Annotated in this window: 8 protein-coding genes; 6 read left to right on the plus strand and 2 right to left on the minus strand. The window is 60.6% G+C overall.

Annotated elements, in window-relative coordinates; genetic code table 11:
* Positions 1-2: 2 nt before the first annotated feature.
* Both ACREC7_RS03370 and ACREC7_RS03375 read right to left on the minus strand, forming a co-directional pair.
* Complete coding sequence (locus ACREC7_RS03370; RefSeq protein ID WP_431554279.1) at positions 3-1,013, minus strand: alpha/beta fold hydrolase; 1,011 nt, start codon at positions 1,011-1,013, stop codon at positions 3-5.
* A 43-nt stretch (positions 1,014-1,056) separates the two neighbouring features.
* Positions 1,057-2,310 carry a DUF1116 domain-containing protein gene (locus tag ACREC7_RS03375; RefSeq protein ID WP_431554280.1) on the minus strand — a complete coding sequence of 418 codons (1,254 nt, stop codon included), beginning with the start codon at positions 2,308-2,310 and terminating at the stop codon, positions 1,057-1,059.
* 218 nt (positions 2,311-2,528) lie between these two features.
* On the opposite strand from ACREC7_RS03375, the gene ACREC7_RS03380 reads away from it, so the two are divergent.
* The 6 genes from ACREC7_RS03380 to ACREC7_RS03405 form a co-directional block, all read left to right on the plus strand.
* Positions 2,529-3,296, plus strand: a complete 768-nt coding sequence (locus ACREC7_RS03380; protein WP_431554281.1) for a TetR/AcrR family transcriptional regulator — start codon at positions 2,529-2,531, stop codon at positions 3,294-3,296.
* A 380-nt stretch (positions 3,297-3,676) separates the two neighbouring features.
* A complete protein-coding gene (gene glnT / locus ACREC7_RS03385) occupies positions 3,677-5,122 on the plus strand; it encodes a type III glutamate--ammonia ligase (protein WP_431554282.1) in 1,446 nt (481 codons plus the stop codon).
* 15 nt (positions 5,123-5,137) lie between these two features.
* Positions 5,138-6,121 carry a metallophosphoesterase family protein gene (locus ACREC7_RS03390; RefSeq protein ID WP_431554283.1) on the plus strand — a complete coding sequence of 328 codons (984 nt, stop codon included), beginning with the start codon at positions 5,138-5,140 and terminating at the stop codon, positions 6,119-6,121.
* Positions 6,122-6,171: 50 nt separating this feature from the next.
* Complete coding sequence (locus ACREC7_RS03395) at positions 6,172-7,794, plus strand: amino acid permease (RefSeq protein WP_431554284.1); 1,623 nt, start codon at positions 6,172-6,174, stop codon at positions 7,792-7,794.
* 128 nt (positions 7,795-7,922) lie between these two features.
* Complete coding sequence (locus ACREC7_RS03400; RefSeq protein WP_431554285.1) at positions 7,923-8,714, plus strand: hypothetical protein; 792 nt, start codon at positions 7,923-7,925, stop codon at positions 8,712-8,714.
* A gap of 27 nt (positions 8,715-8,741) precedes the next feature.
* A partial coding sequence (locus tag ACREC7_RS03405; protein WP_431554286.1) for an alpha/beta fold hydrolase occupies positions 8,742-9,461 on the plus strand: 720 nt, incomplete at its 3' end.

Genomic DNA, 9,461 nt, shown 5'->3' on the forward strand with positions numbered 1-9,461 from the left:
TCTCATCCTCTCAACAATTCGGCAGCGGCCTCATCGAGCGCCCGCTGAAACTCAGGCACGCGGCCCGGCGAAGCCACGCAGTGGCCCCAGGGCGAAGTGAACACGCGGAGCTCGGCGCGCCGCATGGCAGCGACTTCAGCTTCGTTGTCAGACGGTGCAAAATACATGTCGCTCGAGCAGGGCATGACGATCGCCCGCGCCTCGATGGACTGCAAGGCGCGGCTGAAATCGCCGCGATAGACCTGATTGTCGCTGATATCGCCGTGCTGCCAGGTCCAGATCTTGGCGAGAAGGTCGTTCGCGTCCCATTTCAGGTGATCTTCCTCCCAATCGCGCACGAAATCCTCCAAGGTGGCGAAGCCGAGCTGGCGATAGAGGCCATCGCGAAAAAAGTCGTGCGAGTAGGCCCAGGCCATGTAGATGCGGCCGAAGGCGCGCAAGCCTTTTTCCGGCGGGCTTGGATAGTTGCCCCGGTTCCAGGCGGCATCGGCCTGAAGCGCGGCCTTCGGGCCGTCGAGAAACACGTAGTTTATGGGGGAGCAGCGCGCAGCGCCGCCATAAGGAAGGATGGCCGCGACCATGTCTGGATATTGTACGGCCCATTGATAGGCCTGCATCGCCGCCATCGACCAGCCGAGAACGAGCGCCATGCGCCGGACGCCCAGATGTCCGGTGAGCAGGCGGTGCTGGCAGGCGACATTGTCGAACAGCGTCATTTCGGGAAAGCGCGGACCGTCCTGCGGCGCGCTCGAATTGCTCGGCGATGACGAGTAGCCGTTGCCGAACAGATTGACCGAAATGACGAAATGGCGTGCGGGATCGATGGCGCGTCCAGGCCCGAACAGAGCTTCGTTGCGGAGATGGGTGCCGGTATAGAAGGTCGGCAGCAGGACAGCGTTGTCGGCAGTAGCGTTGAGCGTGCCATAGGTCGCATAGGCGAGCTTGGCGTTCTTCAGCACTGCGCCTGATTGGAGGCGCAAATCGCCGAGCGCGTAGGTCTTATGACCTGTCATCGGCGATGTCCATCGCCGCCCTGTCGGATGCTCGATCCCGGCATCAGCCATAACGCTGACGATACGCCTCGGCCGCGGTCTCGAAGCAGGCAAGCGGCGGCCGCACCACGCCGGCGCCGATCTGGCCGCCGCCTTTTCCGGCGATGCCGACGTCGAGGACGGGAAGCACCTTGCTCTCGACCACCTTGAAGATGTCGATGCCGGTCGGCGTGCCGCGGAAGCCGAGGGCCGGAACCAGGTAATCGGAGTTCTCCCCGACGGTGATGGCGTAAAGCTCCTTGTTGCGGGCGATCATGGTCTCGTAAGAGCCGCCTTGGTAGGCCTGGAGCGACGGAGCGGAGGCTTGGGCAAATCCGCCAAGCCCGATGGTCTCGGCGATGATGCTCTCGCCACCCATCCAGGTGATCTCGTCTTCGCTGTGACCCTCGAACAGCTTGGCTTCCACCGAGGCGTGCGGCCCCTTGAACCAGGTATCGCCGAGACCGCTTACGCGCAAAGCGAAGCCGCGGCAGTTGAACGCCATGGCGGTGACGACGCTCGAGCCCTCGATGCCGCGTGCCGCATCGGCGGTGGCTTTGGCGGCCGCCATGGACAGGCGCAGGAAGAAATACTGGTCGTCAACCATGGCCTGGACGGCCCGCACGATCCGGTCGCTGCCGGATGAAGCGAGTCCGAGGAAACTCGGCACGAGCTCGCGCAGGAACAATAGTGCCGCCGCGCTGTTCCGCGAATGCATTTCATCGCCCATACCGAGCGCGCGCTTGATGATGGGCTTCAGCGGAATGCCCGAACTTTGGCGGAGCGCCTCGGCGATCACCGGGACGATCTCGTTCTGCACAAGCAGGAGCCTCTCCCTGACGCCCTCGTCATACACACCGTAATTCAGTCGGCGCGGATTGCTCCCCTCGTAGATGTTGCAGCAGGCAACATTGCCGAATGCCCGGTTCTCCACCACGAACACCGGCATCGATGCGGTGTAGATTCCGGCCAAAGATCCGACGCAACCGAAATCGTGGCAGCCCCCGACCTTGATCTCGCCGGCATCGAGCTTGGCGACGGCTTCAGCACGATCCATGGCAAGGTTCTCGAACAGGGCGCCGCCGATGATGGCGTCGCGCTGGCCGCCCGTATAGTCGGACCACGGCGTCGGCGGACCTGAGGTGAGGATGATGTTGCGGGTGAAGCCAGGGATGAATTTGCCGGCCGGACGCACATCAACCAGCACGGGGTCCGACTTGGTGAGTCGCTCGAAGGCAAGCTTGTTGGCCTCAACCCGTCGGTCTGGGGCAAACTGCATCCCGCATACCCCCTATTCCTAATTGGTCGATTAATTAGCGGCAAAAGAGTGTTGCCTTAACCGCCGCGCTAATGCAAGTACGTGTTATGTTGATTGCATCGCACTCGCAACCGGACTTAAGGTCGATATGTGTCCGGTAGAAATGCGTCGGACAGCGTCGCCAGAGATGGTGCAGGTGCCCCTCGGGGTTCGGCGTTAATGTGGCAGGGGATGTGGTCATGGCGGCCAAGCCTCCGCATGCGGCGCTTGCGCCGGACCGATGGATGAAGTCTGAGAAGGGGCGGATGACCCACGAGCTGAACAGGGATATCGAGCGCAAGAAGCGCGGCGACAGGACCGTGCGCAGGGCTGCTCCAGCGGCCCCGGCGCGCGAGGAACACAGCGCCAGCCGCGTCAACAAATTCCTCCGCGTGTCTCTGGACCTTTTCGCCGAGCGCAATTTCGCCTCGGTGACAATCAAGGACATCGCCAAGGCGCTCAACGTCAACACCGCGCTCATCTACTACTACTTCGATAGCAAGACCGATCTGTTCCGGGCGACGATCGAGTACGCCGTAGCCGGGGCCTTCGAGAACGTGCGCGCGCTGGACGACAAGAGCGCCGATCCTCCCGCCATCATCGCTGCCTGGCTCGCCAACCACGTGAACAAATTCGCCGAAATCCATCGCTTTGTGAAGATCGCCCTCGATTTCAGGGGCTCGCACGAGGCCGATCCGGACATCGCCAGCACGATCGAAAGCTTCTACATCGAGGAGCGCAAGCTGCTGTCGCGGGTCATTCGCGAGGGCATCCGGCAGGGCATGTTCAAGCCGGTCGACCCCAACCGTATGGCGCAGTTCATCTCCACCTATCTCGACGGTTGCATGGTGCGCTCGGTGATCCTGCCCGAGTTCGATCTGAAAGGCGCGGTTCGCGATCTGCATCAGCGCGTGCTGGAGATGCTTGGCTATTCGGGAAAGACGCGCGGCAAGTCGCAGCGGCGCTGAACCTACAAAGCCCCTTTCGAACTTCGGCTGATATTCGCCGGCCGGCGCTGTGGTGCGCACAGGGCCTGCGCTCGTACACTTCGCATCTGAGCAAATTTAAGCCGCTTCGACTACGTGCTAGGCAAAGACTGCCTATGCATTGCCCATCCCAATACATTCAATTGCCCGCAACAATGCCGTTACAGAAATCTAATTGACTGTTTAATTAGACACGCGCAGAGTGAGCCCCGTCACGGAACGGCCATTATTCAACTTGGGCGAAAGTGACGGGGGAAACGGCACGAAGCGAACGGGGATTACGGCGTGACTTTGAACTCACCTCAGCAAAGATCAATGCACGCGCCCCGGCTTCCACAAGCCTCTGAGGAGACGATCTGCCCATGAACGAGATATCGGCCGGAGCGAGGATCGAAGGGTCAGCGGAGAATTCCGACCGCGAGACGATGCAACGCCTGATCGACAAGGGCGTCGAGTATTTGATGCCGCTCTACGTCGATGTGCACGGCATCGCCAAGACCAAGACCGTGCCGGTCGGTCATTTCGAACGGATGATGCGCGGCTCGGAGCTGTTTACCGGCGCAGCCCTCGACGGTCTCGGCCAGGGGCCGCATGACGACGAGCTGGCGGTGCTGCCGGATCCGCGCGCGGCGATGCAGCTCCCCTGGCGGCCCAACGTCGCCGTGATCCCGGGGCAGCTCACCTATCACGAGCAGCCGTACCCGATGTGCTCACGCACGGTGCTGGCAAAGCAAATAGAGCGCGCCGCCAAGCTCGGGCTCAAATTCAACATCGGCATCGAATGCGAGACTTATATCGTGAGGCGCGATCCGTCGGCGCATAACGGCATCGCGCCGAACGATCCCAGGGATACGATTGCCAAGGCGGCGTACGACGCGAGCCTCACCCTGCTCAACCTCGAGCTCCTCAACGACATCGTGACGTCGATGAACAAGCTCGGCTGGGAGGTGCATTCCTTCGATCATGAAGACGCCAACGGCCAGTTCGAGTTCGACTTTGCCTATGCCGACGCCATGACCATGGCTGACCGCTTCGTCGTCTGGCGCTTGATGATGAAGGAGTTGGCGCGCAAGCACGGGTTTGAAGCCACCATGATGGCCAAGCCCTACGCCGACCGAACCGGATCGGGCGCGCACTTCAACATGTCGCTCGCCGACGTCAACACCGGCAAGAACGTCTCAGGCGATGGAAGCGACAAACGCGGCTGCGGCCTGTCAAAACGCGCCTACCAGTTCCTCGGCGGCTTGCGGAAGCACGCAGCGGCGATCGTCGCGGTGAGTTGTCCGACCGTCAATTCCTATAAGCGCCTGATCAAGACCGGCTCGATGACCGGATACACCTGGGCGCCGATCTTCATTTCCTATGGCGGCAACAACCGGACCCATATGTTCCGCGTTCCGCTGCTCCGGCCGCATATCGAAGGCAGCGATCACAACCCAGGTCACGTCTACCTCTCCAGCGCGCGGTGGGAATGCCGTGCCGTCGATCCGTCGACCAATCCCTATCTGGCTGCGGCCATGTTCCTCGGCGCCGGGCTCGACGGCATCGAGCAAGATCTCGATCCGGGCGATCCGCAGCTTGTCAACATGTATGAGCTCTCCGAAGAGGAACTCGAGACGCGCGGCATCAGGCAATTGCCGCGGACGCTACTGGAAGCCGTGACGGCCTTCGAGGCCGACGATCTCGGCCGCCGCGTCATGGGGGATGAGCTTTACCGGTCTTACATCGATCTGAAGACGTCGGAGTGGTGGTCCTACCACAACTCAATCTCGCAATGGGAAATCGACGAGTATTTGACCAAGTTCTGAGCCGAGGGTGCCGTCGTGTTCTGGCGCAAGAAGGGCAAGGACGCAAACGGGGAGGTGAAGATGTTCTTCGCCTCAGACCTCCACGGCTCGAATGTCTGCTTCAAGAAATTCGTCAACAGCGCCAAATTCTACGGCGTGGACGTGCTTGTCCTCGGCGGCGATTTGACCGGCAAGGCCGTCATTCCGATCGCCGAGCAAGAGGACGGGACGTTTGTGGCGCTGCAGCATGGAGAGGCGGTGCAGATTGCCGGCAAGGACGAACTCGACGACTTCGTCAAGCGGCAAGGCAACATGGGCTTCTATCCGGCGATCATGTCTGAGTCTGAGTACCAGCGCCTGAGGGCTGATCCGGACGCGCAGCAGGCGCTGTTCAAAAAGCTCGTTCTGGAGCGCGTGCGGGAATGGGCCGGCTTCGCCGCGCAAAAGCTGAAAGGAACCGATGTCCTGCTAGTCACCGTTCCCGGCAACGACGACTTCGTCGAAATCGACGAGATCCTGACCCAAGCGCCGGTATTCGATTTCCACGAAATGCAGGTGTGCGCATTCAGGGGCGGCTATCAGATGCTCTATTGCGGAGGCTCGACGCCGACGCCCTGGGATACCGAGCGCGAGTACACCGAGCAGCAGTACGTCGCGCGCTTCGCTGAGCTTCTTCCCCAGGTCACAGATATGAGCCGCTGCATCTTCAATGTGCACGTACCGCCATTCGGCACGGCGCTCGATGCTTGCCCCAAGCTCGATAAGAATTTGAAGGTCGTCTACGAGATGGGGCTCCCAGCGCAGGTTCACGCCGGCTGTCAGACGCTGATCGACATCATCAAGGAGCATCAGCCGCTGCTCGGCCTGCACGGGCACGTCCACGAAGGTCGCGCCAAGATCAATATCGGCAAGACGATCTGCATCAATCCGGGGAGCGTCTACCCCGAAGGGATTCTACAGGGCGCCCTGATCACGCTTCGGGACGGCCAGGTTACGCAGGCAAATCTCATGCAAGGGTAACGGAAGCAGTTTGGTAAATGCGAGACTGATCTCCAGAGAGGGAGGGCAACATGTCCGTCACTGACATAGGGGCTGACAAGCGAATATTCCTACGCAAGGCGTCCGGGCTGATCAGGACCGCCGGCCTAGCCGACACGTTTATCTACAATCTCGGTGTCGTCAGTATCGGGCTCGGCGTCGGCTCGATGTTGTATTACGGCCCGGCCTTCTACCCGCAAGGCGATCTCGTTTGGGCTTCGATCATCGCCGGCGTGGCGATGGCCATGATCTCCTTCGGGTTCATTACCTGGACCATCACCTTGCCGCGGTCGGGCGGCATCTACGTGTTCGGATCTCGCATCCTGCCGCCGGCACTCGCGCTGACCATGAGCTTGGTGGAGATTACCGCCTGGCTGTTCTACTGCGCCATCGCCGCCTATTGGATCGTCATCCTGGCCTTGGCCCCGATGTTCGCCGGACTCAACCTGCTCACCGGCAACGAAACGTTCCTCACCATCTCGAAAACCATGCTCGAGCCGTGGGCGACGTTCTTGATCGGCGCAGCGATCCTGCTCCTGTCTCAGGTCGTGCTTTCCTATGGGATGCGGTTCTATCTCACTCTCAACAAGTGGGTTTTCATCCTGGCCATGGCCAGCACGGTGTTCCTCATCGTGGTGCTCGCCATGTCGACGCGCGAGCAGTTCGTCGCCAATCTGAACGAGCTGATCGGCCCTTCGCTTGGCGTGCCCGACGCCTATAACGCCATCATAGCCAGCGGCAAGGAAAAGGGCTGGGGAGAGGCTGGATTCGATCTCTGGCAGACAATATTGATGTCCAACTGGCCGTTCCTGCCGCTGATTGGCGCAGCCTTTTCCATCGCCATCGGCGGCGAAATCAAGTCCGTGCAAAAATCGCAGACCGTGGGCATGCTCGGCGCAGTGTTCGTCGCCACCTTGGCCTTCGTGATCACGGTGTGGCTGGCCTACAGGGTGTTCGGGTTCGAGTTCCTCGGGACCGCCGTGTTTAACACTCTTACCGCCAACGGCGGCCTGACCACGCCGACCGACCCGTCCATCGCGCTGCTGACCGGCATTCTCACCAAATCGCCGCTGATTACGGTGCTCACCTCGCTCGGTTTGGCGCTGTGGATGTGGATGTGGATTCCGGCGATGCATACATTTGGCGTCCGTGCCGTCGTCGCTTGGGCGTTCGATCAGGTGGCTCCGGCTCCGCTCGCAACCATCTCGGAAAAATATCATACGCCGATCGTGGCGATCACGGTTACGACGATCGTAAACCTGATCTTCATGGCGCTCTTCGTGTTCACTCCGTGGTTCTCGAAGATCGTCATCCTGATCGAGGCTGCCGTGCTCGCATGGGCGGTGGTGCTTGCCGCCGGAATGTTCTTCCCCTATCTCCGGCCGGAGCTTTATGAAAAGTCTCCAATCGCCGGCAAAACGGTTTTTGGGCTGCCGATCATGACAGTGGCGTGCTTCCTTGGTTTCATCGCGGCTATGTTCTACTTCTGGACGCTGTTCTTCGACCCGAACGCCGCCGGTCACGATCCAACCCAAGTGATGATCGTCGCGGGCGTGTTCGTGCTCGGATTTGCCTTCTACTACATCATGAAGATGATCCGCCGATCGCAAGGAATTGACGTGACGCTGGCATTCAAGGAAATCCCGATCGAATGAATGCTGCGTCCGAATGCCGGATGGAGCGGTCAGGCCGAGAATGATCTCCTGTCTCTTCATCCGGCGTGCGCCTTCGAGGCAATCCCACACACGCCAAACGAACGCATACGCGGACCGAGGAGGCCTGCTTGACTGAAATGCCTGCCGATCCAGGTCTCAATCTCGAATTCGTCGACGAGGCGCTCAATCTCGTTCGCGATGCTGAAGCCAAGGGCATTCGCCTCCGAATCCTGGGCTCGATCGCCTATCGGCTGCAATGCCCAAACAATCTGCACCTGTTTCAGGATACCAAGCGCGTGCTGACCGACGTCGACTTCGGAGCCGAGAAGAAGCAGAACCGCGCCATCCGCGAATTCCTCGTGGCGCGCGACTACGTCCCGGACGAGGGGATCTACATGGCGTCGGAAGGTGCGCGCCATGCCTATCTGCATCGCCAGACAGGTCTCAACGTCGACGTGTTCGCCGACGAGCTGTATTTCTGTCACCGGATTCCGTTCAAGGACCGGCTCGACCTCGATAGCCCGACCATCTGCACGACCGACCTGCTGCTCGAGAAGATGCAGATCGTCGAGATCAACCTTAAGGACTTCAAGGACACGGTCGTGCTCATGCTCGAGCATCCGCTCTCGAGCGAGCAACCTGGATCAAAGTCGATCGATGTCGATTACATCATCGACATGATGCGCCAGGATTGGGGCTTCTATTACACTTTCACCACCAACCTGAAGCGAGTGCCGGAACATTTCAGCGAGTTCACCTCGATCCGCGAGGATCAACGCGGCGTCATTGGCGACCGCATCACAAGGCTGCTGGGAGCCATCGAGGCGGCGCCAAAAACGATCGGCTGGAAGATGCGCTCGAAGATCGGCACCAGGAGCCGCTGGTACCAGGAGGTCTCGGAGAAGTCAGAGCAATACTGACCTCCGCGAAAAGGGAGGAGCTTGCATATGCCGACGGGTCACGCGCCGGCGCCTCTCACCCATGACGCTTTCCGGCAGAGGCAGAGATCGGTCGAGCTGGACGGTCTGAGCTATAAACCGCTTCGGGTCGCTTGGACCGACCTCGGTGACGGCGCGCCGGTCATCCTTTTGCACGGAATTCCCACCTGGTCGTTTCTCTATAACGAGGTAATACCGCCGCTCGCCGAGACGGCCCGCGTCATCGCGCCGGATTTCCTCGGCCACGGCTATTCAGATCGGCGCGATTTTTTCGACCGCTCGTTGCTCGCGCAAACCGGCATGGTCATCAGGCTGATGGATCATCTCGGCATCGAGCGCGCGGACTTCGTCGGTCACGACACCGGCGGCGGCGTCGCCCTGATCATGGCCATCAATCATCCCGAGCGCGTCGGCCGCCTCGTGCTGACCAACGTGGTCGCCTACGATTCCTGGCCAATCGACGACATGATCGCCCTCGGCAATCCCAACTGGCGCAGCAAGTTGCCAAAGGAGGTTGCCGACTTTCTCGCGTCCGGCCTACCCGATGGACTGTACAACAAGGATCGCCTGACGCCGGAGTTCAGGGCAGGCATCGTCGCGCCGTACAGCGACGAAGAAGGCAAGATCTCCATCATCCGCAATGCCAGCAGCCTCAACACCAACCATACGACCATGCTGGTCGAGAGGCATGGCGAGATCGGCGCGCCGACCTTGTGTCTGTGGGGCGTG

It is taken from the genome of Methyloceanibacter sp. (assembly GCF_050728395.1).
In the GTDB taxonomy this organism is placed as follows: domain Bacteria; phylum Pseudomonadota; class Alphaproteobacteria; order Rhizobiales; family Methyloligellaceae; genus Methyloceanibacter.

Bases quoted from the DNA above. Each gene is read 5' to 3' on its own strand.
- ACREC7_RS03370 (WP_431554279.1), bottom strand. From the start codon at position 1,013: ATGACAGGTCATAAGACCTACGCGCTCGGCGATTTGCGCCTCCAATCA.
- ACREC7_RS03375 (WP_431554280.1), bottom strand. From the start codon at position 2,310: ATGCAGTTTGCCCCAGACCGACGGGTTGAGGCCAACAAGCTTGCCTTC.
- ACREC7_RS03380 (WP_431554281.1), top strand. From the start codon at position 2,529: ATGGCGGCCAAGCCTCCGCATGCGGCGCTTGCGCCGGACCGATGGATG.
- glnT (WP_431554282.1), top strand. From the start codon at position 3,677: ATGAACGAGATATCGGCCGGAGCGAGGATCGAAGGGTCAGCGGAGAAT.
- ACREC7_RS03395 (WP_431554284.1), top strand. From the start codon at position 6,172: ATGTCCGTCACTGACATAGGGGCTGACAAGCGAATATTCCTACGCAAG.